The following is a 20552-nucleotide window of genomic DNA, read 5'->3' as shown; positions in this document are numbered from 1 at the left end:
TGGCCCGTGGCACACCTTGCCACCTTGGTGAGGCCTCATACATAGATGCAGCCGGCATTCGGGGATGAAAAAAGCGGTTGACGAAGGGGGCGAGTCCATACATAAGCTGGGATGATAATCCCAGCCTTGTCATGCATGCCTATGACGCGATGCTTGGATTACCCCGGACTTGATCCGGGGGTAACCCAATCTACGGCTTCAGAACTTCTGCGAATAACGCAGATACACAAATCGCCCATAGTCATACGAGGCGTTATACGAATACGCACTGTCGCTGCCGGACGAACCGTAGAAATACGGCCCCTTACGATTGAACACGTTGTTCATGCCAAGCGCGATGATGCCGCCCCACGGCGCCTTCCAGTGCACCTGCGCATCGCTGAACGTCACCGATGCAATCTGCGTCATGGGCGTAACACCCACGCCCGGCTGGTAATAGTTGGGCAACGTGCAAGGGAATGCAGAATACTGCTGGTTGTAGCAGGAATCCTTCAGCGGCGAGTAGTAACGCAGCGTCCACTGCGCGCCGAAGTTGCGATAGTCCCAGTTGATGGTGAAGTTGGAGCGAAGGCGCCAGCTAGATCCGATGCCGTTGCCGGAGGTAACCGGCGTATTGGCATATTGCTGGTTGTCGTTGCGCGTGTAGTACGTGGACTGCGAGGTCAGCTTGAACTCGCCGAACGAAAACTTCGGCAACGCGTACGACACATTGACGTCGTAACCGGCAGCGCCCATGTAGCCCTGGTTTTCTTCGCCCATGAACAAGCTGCTGACCTGATACTGGTCTGCGGCCGTGCGCTGGAACAAGGCACAATCGGCGGCGATGGAAAGCGCATAACAGTTGTACAGCACCTCGTTCGCCGAGACGTACGAAATGACATGGCGCACTTTGTAGTTGAACCAGTCGACCGAGGCATTGACACCAGGCAGATAGCTGGGGCTGTACACGAAGCCGATCTGCGTACTCTTGGAGGTTTCAGGCCGCAGCTTGGAATTGCCGCCTGCGGTAAAGGGTTCGTACACGGGGGCACCACCCGGCGCATTCACCAATACGTTGGGTGATTGCTCCTGCATGAAGCCATTCGTGTACAGACTGCCAAGGCCCGCTGCATTCAAGGCATCCTTGCTCAATGCGGGCTGACCGCCGATGCCGTTGGCGCAGTTCTTGGCCACGGTGGCGTTGTAGCGGGCCAGACCATAGGTGACGTCGCAAGGATCGGTGTAGCCGGGATAGGTCGTGCTGACGCCACCATACAGATCCCCGACCGTCGGCGCGCGGAAACCGGAGCCGTAGCTGCCGCGGATCAGCAGGTCGTCGATCGGCTTCCAGCTGATCTTGTACTGGTTGTTGTGCGTGTTACCGAAGTTGGTGTAGTGCGAGAAGCGGCTGGCAACGTCGATACTCAGCGATTGCGCAAACGGCAGATCCTTGAGCACCGGCACGTTTACTTCGGCATAGGCCTCGTTGACGCCATAGCCACCGCTAGTCGGCTGTCCGGCGAGGTTGGTGGTAAGGCCATTCATCGAGTTCGTGTCCGGCGTGTCGTAACCGGAGATCGAACGGTGCGAAGCGCCCATGGCAAGATTCACCTCACCCGCCGGCAGTTCCAACACTTCGCCGCTCACATCCACCTGCGGCCCCTTTTCGGTGCTGCCGTAACGCTCGTACGAATCGATGGCGATGTAGTTGAGCATGGCCGCGGTGTATCCGCCGGGACCGGCCAGCGCATTGAGTGGCACGCACCCTGCAATGACGTTGCCAGGCGTACCGCATTCCACCGTGCCGTTGGACGCCATGAACGATGGCCCCAGCGCATTGGCCAGATGCGGCAGATAGAAATTCCCGGTGTCGGTGATGGTGCCGATGTAGCGCGTTTCGTAGTAGTAGGCATCCCAGCTGAACTGGTGATCGCCCAGGTGGAAATAGCCGTCCAAACCGGCGCTGAAGCGGAAGTTCTCCGACTTGTTGATGTTCAGGCGTGGCAACTCCACCACGTAACGCTGGAAGGACAGATCGGTCGGTGTCTGGCCATCCGCATTGGTGGGATTGTAGTAACTCTGAGCCGACAACATCGGATCGTTGTATTGCGGCTGCAGCGTCGACACGATGCTGGACGTGGAAAGCGGAAGACCACCCAGCATGCCGGTGTTGCTGTCCTGGTTGACGCTGGCGCTGAAGCTGGCCGAGAGATTGTCCGAGATGTTGTACTGTCCCTGCAGGAACAGGTTCTTCATGCTCGTTGCGCTTTGCAGCGTGGATTGATTGCTAAGGTTGTAGGTATCGCCCGCGCTGGTGACACGGCCATCGGCACCGACGGTAGGCTGCACCTGGGTGTGGTAGTCATTGATGTTGCGCGGATCACCACCCGCGTTGAGCACGGAAAGCGTTCCGTCCGGGTTGTAGAACGCACCGTAGCCACCCATGGTGCTGAGGCCGTTCAAGGGGAATCGCTCCGTCAGCGGATAATCGCTATAAGAACGGCGATCCGCATTGATGGCGTCCTGCTTCTGATACTGCGCCGAGAACAGAATCGAACCGCGCGATCCGCTCTTGCCGAAGGTAACGCCATACTGCCCTTGCGAACCGTCCCCATGCGGCATGAACTTGCCGTCGTACGTATCGATCTGCGCGCCGTTGAAATCCTTTTTGGTGATGACGTTGATCACGCCACCGATAGCGTCCGAGCCGTACACCGCCGATGCGCCGTCGGCCAGCACGTCGACGTGATCGATGATCGACACGGGAATGGTGTCAAGGTTGGCCATGCCCATGAACGAGGTGCCCATGCGCTTGCCGTCGATAAGCACCAGCGTACGCGACGAACCGAGGCCGCGCAGATCGACGTAGCTGCCACCGACATCGGGGCCGCCTTCGAACGGATCGGACTTGCTGATATCCGTGCTCGATGCAACGGTCAGGTTCTGCAGGAACTGGCCGAGCGTGGCGAAGCCCTGGCGCTGAATATCAGCGGACGAGAGGGTAACGACAGGCTGCGCCTGTTCGATGTCGACGCTGCGAATCAGCGAGCCGGTAACCTTGATCACCTGCAGCGACTTTTGCGAACCCGATGGAACGGTCGCTTGACTCGTATCGGCTGAGGTCGTCTGAGCCATGGCGACATCGGCATGTCCAAGCGTGCCTGCCAGCGAACTGCAAATAAGCATGCACAGCACTTTACGCTGCTGATCTTTCATACAAAAAAGCCCCTAACGGATAGTCGAAAACCGATGTTTCGGCATGAAGAAACCGCCTCAGCCGTTCAGAATGGCCAAGGAAAAAGATGTCGCGCCGTTTGAAATAAGTTAAGCGATTACCGTCAACGACTCACTGTCCAAAATGGGCCAATGAAATGTCTTAGCCGGCCGATAATTTTTGCGCCGGCATTCATCAAACGCGTCATTTCATTTATAAGTGGCCTAATGAAACCGGAGCTTGTCCCGTCGGGAGATGGAGAAAACCTGCATGAAAAATCTAGAATTAAAATCGCATAGCAAGTTCTTCGGCTATCGCCGAGTCGATACGCAGCGGATGGCACATACCTGCGGGTTCGATGTGTGTGGGGGCACAGGAAACGATATGCACGACGATTCCCGCTGGTTTTGGCGGGTACGTTAATCTGGCCAATGGCGCCGGCGATGCTTGTCATCGCCGGCGCTTTCTTTTTGTGGTTGGGTCAGGCTGCCGAAAAACTTCGCCGTAAAGCCGAGACCAAGCGACTTATAAAATCGTCAAAGACACTGGGCCCCGGCCCGCGCCGGGGCGACGAATCTGCTGCGGTCTTCTCTTCCCAGTGACGCACTGGCTATGCTTTGGCAGGATGACGACAAGTCACAAAGATAGGCGTCGACATACTTCTAACAAGCTTCGGTATTGAATGCACCAGTCCACAAGAACACAAGGAGGGATGCTCATGAACGCGCAAATGAAAAAAATCACCACCCACACCCTGGCAGCCTTGGCCTTGAGCCTTGCTTGCGGCACGGCGGCAGCGCAGGACCTTGGCAATCTGGGTGGAAAACTCGGCGGGGTGCTTGGCGGCAACACCGGCTCGATGAGCTCCGGCAGCATGGGCAACGTGGCCGGTCTGCTGCAGTATTGCGTAAAGAACAACTACCTCGGCGGCGACTCCGGCGCATCCGGCCTCGCCAGCAAGCTGCTCGGTAAAACCCAGGGTGGCACCACCAATACCGACTACCAGAGCGGCCTGAGTGGTCTTCTCAAGGGCAACAATGGCAAAACCACCAACCTGGCCGACGTCGGTGGTGGCAACAGCGATCTGAAGTCGAAAATCACGACCAAAGCCTGCGACGTCGTGCTCAAGCAGGGCAAAAACTTCCTCGGGCACTGAACGCATACAGCGCGCCATGAAAACGCACCGGCCGCTTGGCGACCGGTGCGTTTTTCTTATTGTCGAATCTCGGCTTCGACCAGTTGGGCAAGCAGCACCAGTGATTCCTGCCAACCTAAGTAGCAGGCCTCCACAGGAATCATCTCCGGAATCCCTTCCTGCACCACAGTCAGCTCGGTACCGCAGAACACTGCGCGCAGCGATACCGTAATCTGCATCGTCCCAGGCAGATTCGGATTGTCGAACACGCCGGTATATCGCAGCCGCTCATTCGGCACCAATTCCAAATATTCCCCGCCGAACGAATGGCCGTCGCCCGTGGTGAAGTTAGTGAACGTCATCTTGTATTGTCCGCCCACCTTCGGCTCCAGCTTGTAGACGCGGCCCGTAAACCCATTGGGCGGCAGCCACTTGGCCATGGCATCAGCATCGAGGAAAGCGCGATAGACGCGCTCGGGAGTGGCACGGAGTACACGGTGAAGGCGAACGGTGTTGGTAGTCATGGCTTTGGTCCCGGTCTCGGAAGCAGAGGAAGGCCCTCTGATAGGGATGACGAATGGAGCCTAGCGGAATCGACATCGTGTTCTTGCGTTTGTGGCGATAAAGCGTAGGTGGATTCGTCCGGCGGCTATCTAGGTAGGCACGGCCGTCACCATCAACCGCGGCAAAGAAGCCCAGTCATTTTTGGGATGGATGATCTTTATCCAGAAGTGCCGACCAGGTCTGGGGATCATCTTCAACTTCGGAGCGACAACCAATACCCGCACCACTTCCGCTTTGCGATACGAGAAAAAGCCCGAACAGAACCGCACCTAATATCGGCAATAGCCAAATAATGACAATTTGAGAGATTTTTTGCCGTGCGCTATAGCAGCCGCTGATAGCAACGGCTACCGAAACGAAAACATTGAGAACTACTGCGACTATCAACACGTATTCAAGAGCTTCAACATTACCTGCCATCAGGATCTGCTCCTCCCGTGTCAGCGGCATGTTTCGTTTCGCCTCTTATGCCTTCCATAAGCGACATGGCGCCATATCCAAGTATGCTTCCGCACGCGACAAACGCGCCATATCGAATTGACGCGCCGAAACTCAATCGCCAAGACAAGACCAGCCAGCAGATCGCTACAAGGGTCGCCCCGCTTAAGCCGCACTCGATCCAACACACCCTTCGACTTGGCGCGCGTCTCATTACTGCACGCCAGAGCACAAGTGCTAGTGGCCAGAAGAACAGCAGCAACAAAACTGTCGAAAACAGGCTCGGCCACTCATAGGCATTGCTGGCCGATACCGCCAACGGCGGTGATGCATCTTCCATTTTCTGTGAACACTGAGCCAGCGGCAGGAAGAAGCTTATAGCGAGCAAAAACGCGCAAATACGTTTCATCAACTTGCTCATTGTCTCCTCCGAAAAATGCTCCCGTTTGTCCGGATCTAGAATCTGACTGGCAAGCTAGCTCCGACTTTCATCGCCGCCTCTATCGCTACGACACGCGTAAAAGCGTGGCTGATAGATGTTTGGTTCAACGGCATAACGCTGTGACATTTGTTCCGAATCACGACTATTCATAGCAGGTTACTCACCATCTTATGACTCGCGTAGCGCCCTAAACACCGCGATACCAAAGAAAAGAAGGACCTGCATGATCAGCAATGCGCCCCAGCCGCCTTTGAAAAGATAGGCAACAACGAAAGAGACCACTATTGAGAGTGCGGCCCAGAGTATGCCGTGGTTGCGATTGCCCTGCTGGGCTTCATAGGCGCCGAGGACGTAATACGTGTAGGCGCAAATCAGGGTTAGCAAGATGGGTGATTTTAGAAAATCCAAAGTACCCCCAATTTTCGAAATGGTTGGTGTCGGTGTGACGGGATCCCCTGCCTTTGCCGTCATTCCCGCGAAAGCGGGAATCCATTGTCGCTTTTTACCCAGAGCAAATGGATTCCCGCTTTCGCGGGAATGACGACGAGGATTCTGTGAAGCCCCCTAAATGATGGCCGAGAGACCCGCTCTGACGCGAAAAAGAAAAGCCGCTATGTCCCCGGATGATAAGCCCGCTCCACATGCCCCTTCAGCTCCTCCGGCCAGAAATAGACCTTCCGCAGATTCCCCGTCGTATAGCGCTCGGCTTCATCATCGAAATGCGGTGAATCAATGTGGCCACTTTCGCCGCCAGCAGTAATGGCACGCGCACGTACTTTGTCACCGAATTCGACCACCGCAACAAAACTGTTGCCGCTGGTGCCGTAGTAACGCTTGGTGCCGGGCCAGCGGTGTGCGCCGAAGGAAGCAAGCGAACCCCAGCGGGATGAAGTGAAAGGCACGGGGATGCTTGGCTTGGCGTCGTTGAAGGGTTGCACGATGTCGCTGGTTAGTCGTTGGAAGCGGTTTACTTCGCCCCATGGAATGCCCCAGCTGCCGAAATCTTTTTCCAGGCGGTCGGACGCTTCGCCGAGAGCCTGCAGTCGGGCTTTGGCGCCGGCTTTCTCGGCCATCAGGTCGTACATGGACAAGCCTTCGGCGTTATCGGCTTTGTCCATCTTGTCCCACAGTGTGTCGCCCCAGAACACCGCCAGCGTGGTGGGCATGGAAGCGATGCCCCAGCGGCAATCCCAGTTGCGCAGCATGGCGATCTGGCCGGCAAGTTTTTGCTTGAGCGGATCGCTGGCCGGCAGCGCGTCATAGTCGTGCACGAGGATAGGAATCTGCCGTGCAAATTCCGGCAGGTAGGAATCGAATGCCGTGGTGATGAGCGACTCCAGCGTAAAGCCCTGTTTGCCGGTCAGCAGCATGGTGGCGTGAATGCCTCGCGGGTTTTCACCGACGGTGTCCATATAGCGCGGATAGTCCTCGCGCTTGGGGCTGTAAGCACCTGCGGCTGAGTACGGCCAATCGTTGGTGTTCATGATCCAACCGTTCGGTGGATTCAACAGATGTGGCAGCTCATTGAGCGCATGCAGCCCCTTCCAATCGGTGGCCGGATCGCTGCCGTCGACCGGCTTGGTGTAGTCGAAACGGTTGTCGCGCCTGGGAATGAATTGCGGATGCAGATAGGCGATCTCGCCTTTGTCGTCCGCAAAAATGGTGTTGTTGGAGGAATTGGCCTGCAGCTCGGCCACTTTCATGTAGCTGGCGTAATCGGTGGCTTTGGTACGCAGCCAACTTTGTTCCAGCGCCTGCAAAGGCTTGTTCATCAACGCCATGGCGATCCATTTGCCATCCTTTTCTTGCACGATCGGGCCATGGTGCGTGGCATAGGCAGTGAAAGTGCGTTCCGCCATCGAGCCGTCGCTCTTGCGATAAGCCACGGTAATCTGGCGTACGGAGATCGGACGCAACTCGCTGCCGTAGCGATAAAACAATTTTCCATCCTTGTGCACGATGGTTTCGGCGAACTCGTCGACGGCATCGGCGGTGGTGGAGGTATGCATCCAGCCGATGTGCTGGTTGAAGCCCTGATAGATGAAGAACTGGCCCCACGTCACCGCACCGTAGGCATCGAGCCCCGCATCGCTGGACATTTGCAATTCGGAGCGGAAGTAGAACGAAGTGTGCGGGTTGATCAACAGCAACGCATGACCGTTGGTGGTGAGCTTGGGCGCGATGGCCATACCGTTCGAACCGGAAGGTTCCGCCCAGCTCGATGGTGTTTCGGCGATCACGACTGTTTCGCCGTCGTGTCCATAAAAAGCTTGCAGCGCCTTGAGCGATGCACGCTCGATGTCACCTCCGATGCTACCCTCGCTGAAGCTCAGCGCCATCCACGGTTCGAAATGCTTGATCACACGCGGATGTACTTGCGGGTGCGTGGCCAGGTAGTTGTTCAAGCCATCGGCCCATGCGTTCATCAATGCCTGCAGCCATGCAGGGCTCTTGGCGTACTGGCGCTGCAGTTCGGAGGGATCGATGAAAAGTTTCTGGCGCAGATCGCTCCAGATGGCAGACTCGCCTTCTGCCTCAGCCAGGCGTCCCAGTGAGTTGAGGTAGTTGGTTTCTACGCGGTTGAAATCATCCTCGGCTTGCGCATAGGCCATGCCGAATACTGCATCAGCATCGGTCTTGCCGTGCACATGGGCGATGCCCCAATCGTCGCGCGTGATGGTGACGGCCTGGGCTTCGTTGTGCCAGCGGGTTGCTTCGGACGTCTGTGCGTGTGCCGGGGTAGTCAGGACCAGGGAGAAGCCGATGGCCGCAGTAAAAGCTCGCAGCTTCAGGCGAGTGGATGCTGCAACGTTTTGCATTGCGTCACTACCAGTCCGAGGAGATCGGAACATGGTATCGGCTAGGGTGAATGAGGGTAAGTTGACCTTTGGGCTAGGCGGCACGTGGAGTTTGTAGGCTGGGATGCAATCCCAGCATCGCATGGCGGGCGTATATGGCAATGCTGGGATTGCATCCCAGCCTACATGATCAATGCACGGGCATGCGCTCGAACGTCGGCACGCCATCCGGAATCTGATGGAAGGACTGTTTGTCGCAGGTAAAAATGGCCATTTTCGGCGCGCCGAATTGGCGTGGATCGTCGAGCGTGCCCACTTTCATGATGACGATCGGCATGTCCGGACGCCGTGTAACGAGATGCGTACCGCACTCGGCGCAAAATTCGCGCGTAACGGGGTGTTCCAGATCGGCGCGCTTATATGCTTTGGGTGTGCCTTTGGTGTAACGGAACGCCGCAATGGGCATGACAATAAACATCTGCGGCGCACCACCGCTAATGTACTGACATTCACGGCAATGGCACTGCCCTTTCATCACAGGCTCGCCTTCCGCCAGATAGCGCACTGCACCGCAATAGCATCCACCTTCGAACGTCATGACACTCCCTCGATTATTTGCGCGAACGGGTAGCTTACAGCGATCAGGAAGAAGAATTATGCGTGCCGCGCGGTATCGGAAGACGATCGTGCTGCCCCCTCTTCGCCCTCGCCGCCGAATACACGCTCCACGCGCCTGCGTTCGCGCTGCCTCAACCCTGCCCGCTCGATCAGATGATGAAACGATTCACCCGAATCAGGATCACTGATGGCTTCGCCTACGCTGAAGCGGATTTTGTGAGGACGGTCCGCGGTATTCAGCGACTCCACCGTTTCGCCAACTCGCATCAGTGCGATGACGCCACCGGTGTTTTCGTCCTTGGTGATCACGGCAAATTCATCGCTTCCGGTACATGCGATGATATCCGCCAGTTCGAAGCTCGCCTTGAGAATAACTGCAAAGTCCTGCATCAAATGAGTGCCGGCATCGTATTCCTCCCTTTCATTGAGTTCCCTGACGCTTTCGACGCTGAACACCAGCAAGGCCACCGCATGGTGGCTTCTTCGTGCTTCGCGGAATGATTGTTCACCGAGCAGTTCGAAGCCGCGGTAGTTGAGTACGCCGGTCGATTCGTCCATCAATGACAAATCGTGCAAATCCTGCTCCAGCGCATTGATGCGCCGTCCCATCAGCGAGACCAGCACACCTAGCGCGGCAGCCAGCACGGCAATGGTCAAACCCAGCGCCACCTTCGGCGACAGCCAGCCTGCGCCGGCCAAGGCGGTGCTGCTCAGCATCAGCACGAACGGCAACAGCACGGCCAACGGCAGTACCTGTCGCGCCATCCGACTGCCTAGGCCCGTGCCCACCAATACGGGAAAATATCCCAACTGCATGCGCCAGCCGATCAAGGCGATGGCCAGCAGCAGCATGCATGCGAGCGTATGCGGCGAGGTGCGCGTGGACATGCTCTGTCCGAACAGTTGCGCGGCGTCGAAGCAATAGCCGGAAAAAATGATCAATGCGTGCAACGTGAGCAGCACAGTCAGCGTCACAACCGCAACGCCGGCTCTATGGCCCTGCACCGTGGCGAGCAGCAGGCCCAGCGCCATCAGCAGGAAATAGACGGCCGTCTGCACCGACATCAAGCCCGGCTTGTTGCTGGTGGTATCCGCCACGAACAGTGTATCGAAACCGGTAGATCGCCCGCTGGCATGCTCGTATAGCGCCAGCACCGCAAGCAACATCACTAGCAATGCCAGCCCGCGCCCAGCCCACGTGCGCAAAGACGATGATCCGTTGGACAGCATGGCAAGACCCGCTGCGCTCAACAGTACGCAGGAGGCGGTATCGAACTTCATCAAATACCAGCCGTCCGGATACCACGCGCGCGCACCGCTCACGAACCAGGCAAACAAGATTGCCACCGCAATCAACGCGGCCACGGCCAAGCAAACCGTCTCCACGACGGCTACGCGCCGTAAAAGCGCGGTATCGGACTGGCTCGTTGGCAAAACAATCGAGTCGGTTGTTTTCATGGAAGAGCGGAACAGGCGGTAAGCGGTGATCCATATGGACGCTTGAACGTGCACGATCCGTCGAAAATCTTGCGTCGCTTATGTTCCGGACCGCGGGATCAGCATACACCCGGCCTCGCTTGGCGGCATGTCGAATGCTGCAAAACAGAGACGGGCTGCGCAGACTGTTTGCAGTGTGAAAGTTACGTGTAGGCTGGAGTGCAAACCCCAACCTACGTGCGCAATGCGGCTGCGTGGTAGGCCACGTGGTCGCCGATGAAGCTGGCCACAAAATAATAGCTGTGGTCGTAGCCAGTGCGCATGCGCAGTTCAAGTGGATAACCTGCGGCCTCGGCGGCCGCTTGCAGCAGTTCTGGCTTGAGCTGGGTACGCAGGAATTCGTCGGCGTCACCTTGCTCAATCAACATCGGGATCTTTTCGTTGGCCCCTTTTTCATGGGTCAATTTCACGAGTTCGGTAGCATCGTAAGCACGCCAGGTTTCGCGATCGCTGCCCAGGTAGGTCGTCAACGCTTTTTCGCCCCAGGGTACGCGCGACGGCGCGACGATCGGGGAGAAAGCCGACACGCTCGAATAGCGTCCGGGATTTTTCAGCGCAATCGTCAACGCGCCATGGCCGCCCATGGAATGGCCGCTGATGGCGCGCTTGTTCGTCACGGGAAAGCTCTGCTCGACCAGCGCCGGCAGTTCGTGCACCACGTAGTCGTACATGCGGTAGTGCTGAGACCATGGCGACACAGTGGCGTTGACGTAGAAACCGGCACCTTGCCCCAGGTCGTAGGCCGCATCGTCCGCCACGTTATCGCCGCGCGGACTTGTATCGCACACGACCAGCGCCAAGCCGTGCTCGGCAGCATAGCGCTGCGCGCCGGCCTTGGTGATGAAGTTCTGCTCAGTGCACGTAAGACCGGAAAGCCAATACAGCACCGGTACTTTCTGGTGTTCGGCTTGCGGCGGCAGATAGATGGCAAAACGCATGTCGCCGTCGACAGCACGCGAGCGATGACGATAGACATCCTGCCAGCCGCCGAAACAGGCGCGATGTTCGATGCGTTCCAACATGTTCGCTCTCTCGAAAATGGACCTGATTAGCGTAGCGTCTCAGCCAGCGGGTAACTGCCCTGACGCGAGCTTCGCTCGCGTCACCCCACCCTAACCCTCCCCTGCAAGCAAGGGAGGGAACTGTACGTCGCGCAGCTGAGACGCGACGTTAATCAGAAGTGGATGACGGTACGAATCGACTTGCCTTCGTGCATCAGATCGAACGCTTCGTTGATACGCTCCAGCGGCAAACGATGCGTGATGAACGGATCGAGCCTGATCTCACCGCGCATCGCCTGCTGCACCATGCCCGGTAACTGACTGCGCCCTTTCACGCCGCCGAACGCGCTGCCGCGCCATACGCGGCCGGTGACGAGCTGGAATGGACGCGTGTGGATTTCCTTGCCGGCACCGGCCACGCCGATGATCACGCTTTCGCCCCAGCCTTTATGACAGCACTCCAATGCAGCGCGCATCACGTCCACGTTGCCGATGCATTCGAAGCTGTAATCCACGCCACCGTCGGTCAATTGCACGATCACGTCCTGGATCGGCTTGTCGTAATCCTTGGGATTGATGCAATCGGTTGCGCCCATCTCGCGCGCCAAGGCGAATTTGTCGGGATTCACATCGACGCCGATGATGCGCGATGCCTTGGCTTGCACCGCGCCCTGAATCACGGCCAGGCCGATACCGCCCAGCCCGAACACCGCCACTGTCGCACCCGGCTCCACCTTGGCGGTGTTGTGCACGGCGCCGATGCCAGTGGTGACGCCACAACCGAGCAGGCACACCTTGTCCAACGGTGCTTGTGGATCGATCTTGGCTAGCGAAATTTCCGGCACCACCGTGTATTCGCTGAAGGTGCTGGTGCCCATGTAGTGGTAGATGGGCTTGCCCTGATAGGAGAAACGCGTGGTGCCATCCGGCATCAAACCCTTGCCCTGCGTGGCGCGCACCGCCTGACACAGATTGGTCTTGCCGGAAAGACAGAACTTGCACTTGCCGCATTCGGCGGTGTAGAGCGGAATAACATGATCGCCAGCCTTTAGCGTAGTCACGCCCTCACCCACCTCCACCACGACGCCGCCACCTTCATGGCCGAGCACTGCCGGGAAAATACCTTCCGGATCGTCGCCGGAGAGCGTGAAGGCATCCGTGTGGCATACGCCGGTATGCGCGATCTTTACCAGCACTTCGCCGGCCTTGGGCGGCGCCACGTCGATCTCGACGATTTCCAGCGGTTTGCCCGGGGCGAAGGCTACGGCGGCACGCGATTTCATGAGGATGCTCCTGCAAGCTGGAATGGAAGGGTTCGATTATCGATCATGCTTGCGGACGATCGAATACACAAAACTCCATCGTTGCTGAGTTCTTTACGCATGCAAGGAGCAACACGACAGCAAGTGGCCTTATTGCACCGCGCAACAAGTGGCTATTGGGCGCAGGGTCCCGGCAAGTGCATGATGCGGGAGAGCCTTTGGGAGTAGGTCTCGACACCATGACGATACGCCGCGTCACCGCCGTACTGGGATGCCTGTTGTGGTGGGGCTGCATGCCTATCGCCACTCATGCGCAATCGGCGGCGGCCTGGCAGGCACAGCAAGCAGCCGCCGGGGAAAAGGCCGACAAAATGTTGACCGAGGCGAAACAACACAAAGGCCTGTTGGCGCAGTACATGGCGCTGCGGCAGGACTTTACCACCGACAATTCGCCAGCCTTCCGCATGATCTTCGGGCAGTACGTGGCTTGGTACGCAAGCTACATCGGCGATTATCCCGTCGCGATGAGCGCCTTCGCGATCAGGCAATCGCCACAGCCGGGCGACAATCCCTCGCCTTTGGCACAAGGCGATTACGTTGCTCAGCCGGCGGTGGATGCTATTCCTGAGCTTGCGAAGAACTATCAAGTCGTGCTGCTCAACGAAGCACATAACATAGGGATGACGCGCAGCCTTACCGTGCCCTTGCTGAGCCATCTATATGACCAGGGCTTTCGTTACTTTGCCGCCGAAACACTGATGGAGAGCGACACGGGATTGCAGGCACGCGGTTATCCGACCCACGACAGCGGCTTCTACACCGAAGAACCTATTTATGGAGAAATGGTACGCACCGCGCTGAAGCTCGGCTTCAAAGTGATTGCGTATGAAGCCACATCGGATAGCCCCACCGCCGATGCACGCGAAGCCGAACAGGCGCGTCATCTTTACGAACGCGTGTTTGCGAAAGATCCGCACGCACGGCTGGTGATCAACGCCGGCTTCGATCACATCGTCAAAACTGGCGTATATCTGGGTGGAAAGTCGATGGCGGAGCATCTGGCCAAGCTCACTGGAGCGACCATGCTGTCCATCGATCAGACGGCGATGTATCCGCGCCCCGGCAGCAACAGCGATCACCCGTATTACACGGCGGTCATGCAGCAGGAGAAGCCGAAAGAACCGATCGTGTTCGTCGACTCGAAAGGCAAACCATGGTCGTTGCGCCCCGCTTACGACGTCACCGTGTTCTTTCCGCCTGAAAAACTGGAACGGAGTCGTCCAACCTGGCTAAGCCTGGGCGGCCTGCGCAAGATGCGCTTGGTGAGCGCAGACGGTTGCCGTGATCACTATCCGTGCCTGATCGAGGCGCGTTACAGCAACGAAGGGCCGGACGCGATTCCCGCTGATCGGCTAGTGCTGGACCAGATGCCGATCACCGTGTCCATTTCGGGCGTACCTGCATACGGAAGCACACAAGGAGTACCTTCCGGTGATCTTTATTTGCGGCCAGGCAGCTACGAGCTGAGCTTTATCGCAGATGGGGACCAGACGGAGCATCGGGAAACCATCACCGTACCGGAAACCCAACCTTAAGGATGCTCTGATCTATTCCACGCACCCGGCATGACGTCCAGTAGGCTCGCAGGGTGTGTTGCGCGGCGCAGGGCAGACTGGCCGTCTGTTTAAGTCGCGCGGCGCAGGCTGCGGGCCTTCTGGACGTCACCCCGTCATTTAAATTCAAAATGTTGGGGCCGCAGTGTATGCGCATTTCGCTGCGGTGACGGGTACGTGGAATAGATCAGAACATCCTTAAACACCACAAACGAGGACACATCGATGCATCCGTCTTTTCGCACACCTGCATGGTTCTACTTCGTGTTGGCGTTCGGCATGGCATGGATCGCTTGGTTTTTTTCTCTGCTGGGGAGCCGCGGTATCTTGCCGCTCTCACCTGTTGCGCAATTGATATGCCTGTTCGTTGGTTCCTTCGGACCCTTTGTAGGCGCCTTTGTTGCCGCCTATCGCGACGGCGGCTGGCCTGCGGTGCGCGAATTTGCCGGTCGAAGCCTGCGCTACCGCATGGGGCTTATCTATTTTCTCGCTGCCATGTTGCTGGTGCCTGTTGCTGCCGGCCTGTCCATGGCGTGGCTGGCTAGTCATGGTGGCCCGCCCTTCGCCTTTGCGATGCCGCTTAGCCACCTGCCCTTGCTATACGTGGAACTGCTTCTTATCGGTGGTTCCATCAACGAGGAGTTTGGCTGGGCTTACGCGATCGATCGCCTGCAACAGCGCTATAACCTGCTTTGGGCTGCGGTTTTGCTGGGTGTGATCTGGGGTTGCTGGCATATCCCGCTGTTCTTTATCGTCGGCCTCACGCAGTCGTTCATGCCCTTCTGGGCATTCCTGATCTTTACCGTTGCGCTGCGCATAGCGATCGTCTGGGGTTATGCGAGCAATCGCCAAAGCATCCTGATTGCGCTGCTCTTTCACACAGCGAGCAACGTCTGCTTCAATCTCTATACGATCGTTGATCGTTCACCGCGGCACGATGAGCGCGGCTTCATTGGCACGGCGCTGATCATGCTGGCTGTTTCGCTTCTGATAGCACTTACGGCGCGCTGTTACCGCGCGCAGAGCTCGATCATGACTATGGAGACGGGCGCGAAGTAGCGTAAGTTTGAGGGCCATGTAGGCTGGGATTGTCATCCCGGCCTACCGCTTCCGTGCTTACAATCAGCCCGTTTTATCCTGCCCGGTGATTCATGCGCAAACTTCTCGTTCTTGCTCTTACGCTGGTCTCGGTGTTTACCGTACCGGCTCGCAGCCAAACGTCGCAACGTTCCAATGACGGCACTGCCGCCACGCATGGCCCCATCGTGGTGCTGATCACCATCGACGGTTTCCCCGCCCGTGCATTGAAAGACCCACGCCTGCCGATGCCCACGCTGCGTATGCTGCAGCAGCAAGGTGCGTATGCGGAGGCCATGCAGCCGATCAATCCCGCGGTCACTTGGCCCAACCACACCAGCCTGATCACTGGCGTAAATGCAGCCGAGCATCATGTGATGGCCAATGGCCTGATCACGTTCCCGGCCGACGGCGGCATGCTTCAAGTGAAACCGTGGACACCCAAGACCGAGCTGGTGCATGCGCGCACGCTGTACGACGCGCTGGCGGAAAAAGGCATGAGCACCGGCCAGGTGGACTGGGTGGCCATCCACCACGCCGAGTCGGTGCGCTGGGCGTTTGCAGAAGTGCCGGATGCGGACGGCCCCATCGCGCAGGATCTGATTGCGCAAGGCCTTGTTACCAAAGATGCGTTGAAAACCTTCAACGATGACAGCAGCCCTGCTTGGCGTGACCAGATCTGGACCGATGCCGCCATCGACATCCTCACGTATCACACACCCAACCTGCTGCTGTTCCATCTGCTGCAGACCGACACGCTTCAGCACGAATACGGTGCGCTCTCGGCGCCGGCCTATGCGGCGTTTGCCGATGCGGACGCGAACATCGCAAGGCTTATCGATGCTGCGCGCAAGGCAGGGTTACTGGAACGCATCACCTTCGTCATCGCCTCCGACCACGGCTTCACCGATTACACGCACATCGTTCGTCCGAACGTCGCGCTGGTGCAGCAAGGCTGGCTGCATAAGGAAAAAGGCAGCTATCACGGTGACGTGTGGATTCAGCCCGAAGGCGGCGAGGCGTCGCTATACGTTCACGACAGCGCCAAGCGTGCTGCACTGCTGCCCAAACTCACCGCGTATTTCCAAACCATGCCCGGCGTGGCAGCGGTTTACACCGGCAACGATGCACAACGGCTCGGCATTCCGGCGCCTGGCTCTACCGATCAAGCGCCAGATCTGTATCTCGTCGCCAAAGCGGGTTACACGTTCATGGACGGCACTGAGGAACCGCTGATCACTCATGTCGATCCTGCGCGCGGCGCGCACGGCTATCTCAATACCGATTCGGATATGCAGGCGCTTTTCATCGCCTCCGGCGCGCATATCCGACGCGGTGTGCAGCTGGGTGAGATCAGCAATTTGCGTGTGGCGCCAACTATCGCCAAATTGCTTGGTATTTCGTTGCCAGCGGCCACACAAGCGCCACTCACGAACATGCTGCAGTGAGACCTGCGCAGCAGATTTCACAACTGCAGATTTGCTTCTGGACGCCGAAGACATTAAAAACGGATGGAGGGGACGTCCTTTCCCCGTGTTTTTCATCTGCCTGCCCGTCTACGCCGGGCTGGCGCAGCCGGGAGCGTGTTGCAAAAGGGGCCGTTCCCACCTGGTAGTTTATGCAGATAAAAAAAATCCCTACCCGCGCCACCGCCATCGTCGCAGCCTGTGCTCTGGGCGTGGGTCTTGCTGGCTTTGCCAACTCAGTGCAAGCCGTCGACATTCCTTCTCCGCCCGGCTGGCAGTTGCAGTGGGGTGATAATTTCGCCGGACCGGCGGGCTCCCTGCCTTCTGCAGCAAATTGGCGCATCGATACCGGTCACGGCTACCCCAACGGCCCAGTCAACTGGGGTACGTCCGAGACTGAGAACTACACCAGCGATCCAGCCAATCTGCACCTGGATGGCAAAGGCCATCTAATGATCACGCCGCAACGTGATGCGAGCGGTGCGTGGACGTCCGGACGCATCGAAACCGTTCGCGACGATTTCACGGTGCCGGATGGCGGCGTGCTGCGGATGGAAGCGCGCGTTCAAATGCCCGATATCACCGGTCCGCGCGCGCTCGGCTACTGGCCCGCGTTCTGGGCGCTGGGCAGCAACTATCGCACCAGCATGGTGTGGCCCAAGGCGGGTGAGTTCGACATTATGGAAAGCGTGAACGGGCTGGATGCCGCATGGGGCATTTTGCATTGCGGCGTGAACCCCAGCGGCCCATGCGGCGAGCCGATCGGCATCGGCGCCCGCCTGCCCTGTCCGCACGAGGCATGCACCGCCGGCCCGCACACCTTCACGTTCGAGTGGGATCGCGGTGTAACACCGGAAAGAATGCGCTGGTTCGTGGACGGCCAAATGATCAATCAGGTGGCCGAAAACCAGATGCCCGCCGAAACCTGGCGCGAACTCACCGATCAGCGCGGCTACTTTCTGTTGCTCGACGTGGCGATGGGCGGCGGCTTCTCGTTTGTGATGGCCGGTTGGAAACCCACGCCCACACCTGAAACGGAACCGGGACATTCGATGGTCGTGGATTACGTGGCGGTGTGGACCAAGCCTGGCACCGGCAAGAAGATTCCGGTGCAGCCGGAGATGGCGGCGGATGCGAACAAGACGGGGCGGAAGCCGGTAATTAAGGGCTAAGTGCGAGTGGTGGTCGCCGTCAAAGCACGCATTCCCTCATCGCCGTCATGCCCGCGAAAGCGGGCATCCATTTTCACAGATGCATCAGAGCAACATGGATGCCCGCTTTCGCGGGCATGACGACCGCGCGGACACTCGCTACCAGATCTTCACCCGCTGCTCCGGCGTGAGATACAACTTCTCGCTCTGCTTCACTTCAAACGCTGGATACCACCCATCGAGATTGCGCACGGCCTGTGCGCGAATGCTTTCAGGCGCATGCACATCCGTCGCAAGCTGCTGGCGCAGCGCGGCGTCGCGGATCTTTGAGCGCCAGCTTTGCGCATAGGCAATAAAGAAACGCTGATCGCCCGTCAGGCCGTCGATCACCGGCGCAGGCTTGCCGTGCAATGAGCGGTGGTAGGCCGCGTAAGCGATCGCCAGACCGGCGACATCGGCGATGTTCTCACCTAGCGTTTGCTGTCCGTTGACGTACATGCCCGGCAGCGCTTCGTAATGGTTGTACTGTTCGGCCAGCTTTTGCGTGTCGGCGTGGAAGTGCGCGGCATCCTGCGGCGTCCACCAGTTCGCCAGCCTGCCCTGCGCATCGAAATCAGCACCAAGATTGTCGAAGCTGTGACTGATTTCGTGACCGATGGTGGCGCCGGTGGCGCCGTAGTTGGCGGCATCATCGGCATCTGGATCGTAGAACGGCGGTTGCAAAATGGCAGCGGGGAAATTGAGCGCGTTCTGCAGCGGCAGATTCACAGCATCCACCGTTTGCGGCGTCATCCACCATTCGCCGCGATCGACCGGCTGATGCAACTTGGCCAGTTGATAGCGATAGTTTTGCGCGGAAGCCCGCTGATGATTGCCCAGTGCATCGTCCGCGCGAATCGCCAGCTCGCCGTAGTTGCGCCAGGTGTCGGGGTAGCCCACGCCCACGCGCAAGGTATGCAATTTTTCCTTGGCCTTGGCGCGCGTGGCCGGTGTCATCCATGCCAGTGTGTCGAGTCGTTCGTCGAAAGTGGCGATCAGGTTCTTCACCATCTCCTGCACTTTGGTTTTGGATGAAGGCGGGAAATAGTGTTTCACGTAGACCTGGCCCACGGCATCACCCAGATCCGAACTGGTGGCACTCACCGCGCGCTTCCAGCGCTCCGCCTGCTTGGGCGTGCCTTGCAAGGTCGTGCCGTAAAAATCGAAATGCAGTGCCGCATAGGGCTTGGGCAGCAATGGCGCTGCTCTATCGATCGTGTGATAACGCAGCAACGCTTTCCATGCATCGATGGATTCGCTTCCCACCAAGGCGGCAAGACCAGTCGTGCCAGCGGGTTGCCATACACCGAAACGTGACTGGTCGCCAAGCTGCGCCGCGTCGAAATAGACCTTCCAGTTTAATCCCGGCGCTTTCTGCGCAAAGTCAGACAAGGTCCACACATGATTAGCCTTGTGGATGTCTTCGCTGTCGACCAGGCTTTCCTGCGCCTGCGCGATCTTGGTTTCCAGTGCAACGATGGCGTTGGCTTGCGCCTCCGCATCGGGCGTCGCGGCCAGCTTGAGCAGCAATGTCACGTACGCCTGGTATTTGGTGCGCGCTGTCGCCATGTTGGCGTCTTGCGACAAGTAGTAATCGCGGCTGGGCATGGCCAAACCGCCTTGCAGCAGATACGGCATGTTGTGCGCCGGATCTTCCAGACCTTGCGCCACAAACAGGCCGAACAGATTCTCGGTGTGAAAATTGGTGGCATTGACAGGATCGACATCGGCACGCTGCTCACTGCCCAGCACGCGAGCCAGGTCGTCGCGCGTCTTGATGGCATCGATCTGCGCCAACTCGACCTTCAGTGGCGACAAGCCATGCTTTTCGATAGCAGCGTCATCCATGAAGGCGGCGTAGTAGTCGGCGATCTTACGATCATTGGACCCCGCAGCCGGCTGTGTCTTCGCCATGTTGCGGATCAGGTCAGCCGTGCGCTGCTCAGTAAGTTCTTCCAACTCTTCCGTGGGGCCGGTGCTGGAACGATCGGCGGGAATATCGGTGTGCTTGACCCAGGTGCCGTTGGTGTAGCTGAAGAAGTCATTGCCCGGTCTGACGGTGTGATCGATGCCGGCAAGGTCGATGCCGCTCTTCATTTCTGGCGCTGCGATAAGGGCCGATGCGGTGCCTAGGAGTGCGAACGCAATGATGCGGGCTAAGGGACGCATGAGGGTGCACCGTGCTGGATGGAATGCGCGGAAGCATAGCGCTCGGATGCATGAACTTGCAGATGACATTTGGGCTAGCGGCGCTTTGC

General features: G+C 58.3%; 16 protein-coding genes. 5 read left to right on the top strand and 11 right to left on the bottom strand.

The features are described from left to right. Positions 1 to 198 precede the first annotated feature (198 nt). The gene (locus QQJ86_RS13275) at positions 199 to 3195 is read right to left on the bottom strand and encodes a TonB-dependent receptor plug domain-containing protein (RefSeq protein ID WP_284321437.1); all 2997 of its coding nucleotides are present in this window, start codon (positions 3193 to 3195) and stop codon (positions 199 to 201) included. A gap of 716 nt (positions 3196 to 3911) precedes the next feature. Here QQJ86_RS13275 and QQJ86_RS13270 point away from each other — a divergent pair. Further along, a complete protein-coding gene (locus tag QQJ86_RS13270; protein WP_284321436.1) occupies positions 3912 to 4349 on the top strand; it encodes a DUF2501 domain-containing protein in 438 nt (145 codons plus the stop codon). Between the two features lie 56 nt (positions 4350 to 4405). Here QQJ86_RS13270 and QQJ86_RS13265 read toward each other — a convergent pair whose 3' ends face one another. The 9 genes from QQJ86_RS13265 to QQJ86_RS13225 form a co-directional block, all read right to left on the bottom strand. Further along, on the bottom strand, positions 4406 to 4852 hold the full coding sequence (locus QQJ86_RS13265) for an SRPBCC family protein (protein WP_284321435.1): 447 nt from the start codon (positions 4850 to 4852) through the stop codon (positions 4406 to 4408). A 175-nt stretch (positions 4853 to 5027) separates the two neighbouring features. Then, positions 5028 to 5312 carry a hypothetical protein gene (locus tag QQJ86_RS13260; RefSeq protein ID WP_284321434.1) on the bottom strand — a complete coding sequence of 95 codons (285 nt, stop codon included), beginning with the start codon at positions 5310 to 5312 and terminating at the stop codon, positions 5028 to 5030. After that, positions 5302 to 5751, bottom strand: a complete 450-nt coding sequence (locus tag QQJ86_RS13255) for a hypothetical protein (RefSeq protein ID WP_284321433.1) — start codon at positions 5749 to 5751, stop codon at positions 5302 to 5304. Before QQJ86_RS13255 ends, QQJ86_RS13260 begins: the two co-directional genes overlap by 11 nt. Positions 5752 to 5940: 189 nt before the next feature. After that, positions 5941 to 6243, bottom strand: a complete 303-nt coding sequence (locus tag QQJ86_RS13250; protein WP_284321432.1) for a hypothetical protein — start codon at positions 6241 to 6243, stop codon at positions 5941 to 5943. Between the two features lie 140 nt (positions 6244 to 6383). After that, positions 6384 to 8591, bottom strand: coding sequence for a penicillin acylase family protein (locus QQJ86_RS13245; protein WP_284321431.1), 2208 nt, complete (start codon positions 8589 to 8591; stop codon positions 6384 to 6386). A 169-nt stretch (positions 8592 to 8760) separates the two neighbouring features. Then, the gene (locus QQJ86_RS13240; RefSeq protein ID WP_284321430.1) at positions 8761 to 9168 is read right to left on the bottom strand and encodes a GFA family protein; all 408 of its coding nucleotides are present in this window, start codon (positions 9166 to 9168) and stop codon (positions 8761 to 8763) included. 56 nt (positions 9169 to 9224) lie between these two features. Next, positions 9225 to 10646, bottom strand: coding sequence for a GGDEF domain-containing protein (locus tag QQJ86_RS13235; protein ID WP_284321429.1), 1422 nt, complete (start codon positions 10644 to 10646; stop codon positions 9225 to 9227). Between the two features lie 212 nt (positions 10647 to 10858). Beyond that, on the bottom strand, positions 10859 to 11704 hold the full coding sequence (gene fghA / locus QQJ86_RS13230; protein WP_284321438.1) for an S-formylglutathione hydrolase: 846 nt from the start codon (positions 11702 to 11704) through the stop codon (positions 10859 to 10861). Between the two features lie 155 nt (positions 11705 to 11859). After that, positions 11860 to 12969: an S-(hydroxymethyl)glutathione dehydrogenase/class III alcohol dehydrogenase gene (locus QQJ86_RS13225; protein WP_284321428.1), complete on the bottom strand. Its 1110-nt coding sequence runs from the start codon at positions 12967 to 12969 to the stop codon at positions 11860 to 11862. Between the two features lie 218 nt (positions 12970 to 13187). Between QQJ86_RS13225 and QQJ86_RS13220 the strand changes: the two genes are divergently transcribed. The 4 genes from QQJ86_RS13220 to QQJ86_RS13205 all read left to right on the top strand — a co-directional run bounded on the left by QQJ86_RS13220 (position 13188) and on the right by QQJ86_RS13205 (position 18276). After that, positions 13188 to 14543 (top strand): hypothetical protein, encoded by a 1356-nt coding sequence (locus QQJ86_RS13220; RefSeq protein ID WP_284321427.1) that lies wholly within the window; start codon positions 13188 to 13190, stop codon positions 14541 to 14543. 243 nt (positions 14544 to 14786) lie between these two features. Beyond that, positions 14787 to 15620, top strand: a complete 834-nt coding sequence (locus tag QQJ86_RS13215; RefSeq protein WP_284321426.1) for a CPBP family glutamic-type intramembrane protease — start codon at positions 14787 to 14789, stop codon at positions 15618 to 15620. Between the two features lie 92 nt (positions 15621 to 15712). After that, complete coding sequence (locus QQJ86_RS13210) at positions 15713 to 17086, top strand: alkaline phosphatase family protein (RefSeq protein WP_284321425.1); 1374 nt, start codon at positions 15713 to 15715, stop codon at positions 17084 to 17086. Positions 17087 to 17256: 170 nt separating this feature from the next. Continuing rightward, positions 17257 to 18276, top strand: coding sequence for a LamG domain-containing protein (locus tag QQJ86_RS13205; protein ID WP_284321424.1), 1020 nt, complete (start codon positions 17257 to 17259; stop codon positions 18274 to 18276). A 138-nt stretch (positions 18277 to 18414) separates the two neighbouring features. Here QQJ86_RS13205 and QQJ86_RS13200 read toward each other — a convergent pair whose 3' ends face one another. Next, positions 18415 to 20463: a M13 family metallopeptidase gene (locus QQJ86_RS13200; RefSeq protein ID WP_284321423.1), complete on the bottom strand. Its 2049-nt coding sequence runs from the start codon at positions 20461 to 20463 to the stop codon at positions 18415 to 18417. Between the last annotated feature and the right edge of the window lie 89 nt (positions 20464 to 20552).

The sequence above is a fragment of the Dyella acidisoli genome (genome assembly GCF_030160295.1).
Lineage (GTDB): Bacteria > Pseudomonadota > Gammaproteobacteria > Xanthomonadales > Rhodanobacteraceae > Dyella_B > Dyella_B acidisoli.
This window is presented reverse-complemented; position numbering and strand designations above follow the sequence as displayed.

Coding starts and splice junctions, on each gene's coding strand:
- QQJ86_RS13275 (WP_284321437.1), bottom strand. CDS start 3,195: ATGAAAGATCAGCAGCGTAAAGTGCTGTGCATGCTTATTTGCAGTTCG.
- QQJ86_RS13270 (WP_284321436.1), top strand. CDS start 3,912: ATGAACGCGCAAATGAAAAAAATCACCACCCACACCCTGGCAGCCTTG.
- QQJ86_RS13265 (WP_284321435.1), bottom strand. CDS start 4,852: ATGACTACCAACACCGTTCGCCTTCACCGTGTACTCCGTGCCACTCCC.
- QQJ86_RS13260 (WP_284321434.1), bottom strand. CDS start 5,312: ATGGCAGGTAATGTTGAAGCTCTTGAATACGTGTTGATAGTCGCAGTA.
- QQJ86_RS13255 (WP_284321433.1), bottom strand. CDS start 5,751: ATGAGCAAGTTGATGAAACGTATTTGCGCGTTTTTGCTCGCTATAAGC.
- QQJ86_RS13250 (WP_284321432.1), bottom strand. CDS start 6,243: ATGACGGCAAAGGCAGGGGATCCCGTCACACCGACACCAACCATTTCG.
- QQJ86_RS13245 (WP_284321431.1), bottom strand. CDS start 8,591: ATGCAAAACGTTGCAGCATCCACTCGCCTGAAGCTGCGAGCTTTTACT.
- QQJ86_RS13240 (WP_284321430.1), bottom strand. CDS start 9,168: ATGACGTTCGAAGGTGGATGCTATTGCGGTGCAGTGCGCTATCTGGCG.
- QQJ86_RS13235 (WP_284321429.1), bottom strand. CDS start 10,646: ATGAAAACAACCGACTCGATTGTTTTGCCAACGAGCCAGTCCGATACC.
- QQJ86_RS13225 (WP_284321428.1), bottom strand. CDS start 12,969: ATGAAATCGCGTGCCGCCGTAGCCTTCGCCCCGGGCAAACCGCTGGAA.
- QQJ86_RS13220 (WP_284321427.1), top strand. CDS start 13,188: ATGACGATACGCCGCGTCACCGCCGTACTGGGATGCCTGTTGTGGTGG.
- QQJ86_RS13215 (WP_284321426.1), top strand. CDS start 14,787: ATGCATCCGTCTTTTCGCACACCTGCATGGTTCTACTTCGTGTTGGCG.
- QQJ86_RS13210 (WP_284321425.1), top strand. CDS start 15,713: ATGCGCAAACTTCTCGTTCTTGCTCTTACGCTGGTCTCGGTGTTTACC.
- QQJ86_RS13205 (WP_284321424.1), top strand. CDS start 17,257: ATGCAGATAAAAAAAATCCCTACCCGCGCCACCGCCATCGTCGCAGCC.
- QQJ86_RS13200 (WP_284321423.1), bottom strand. CDS start 20,463: ATGCGTCCCTTAGCCCGCATCATTGCGTTCGCACTCCTAGGCACCGCA.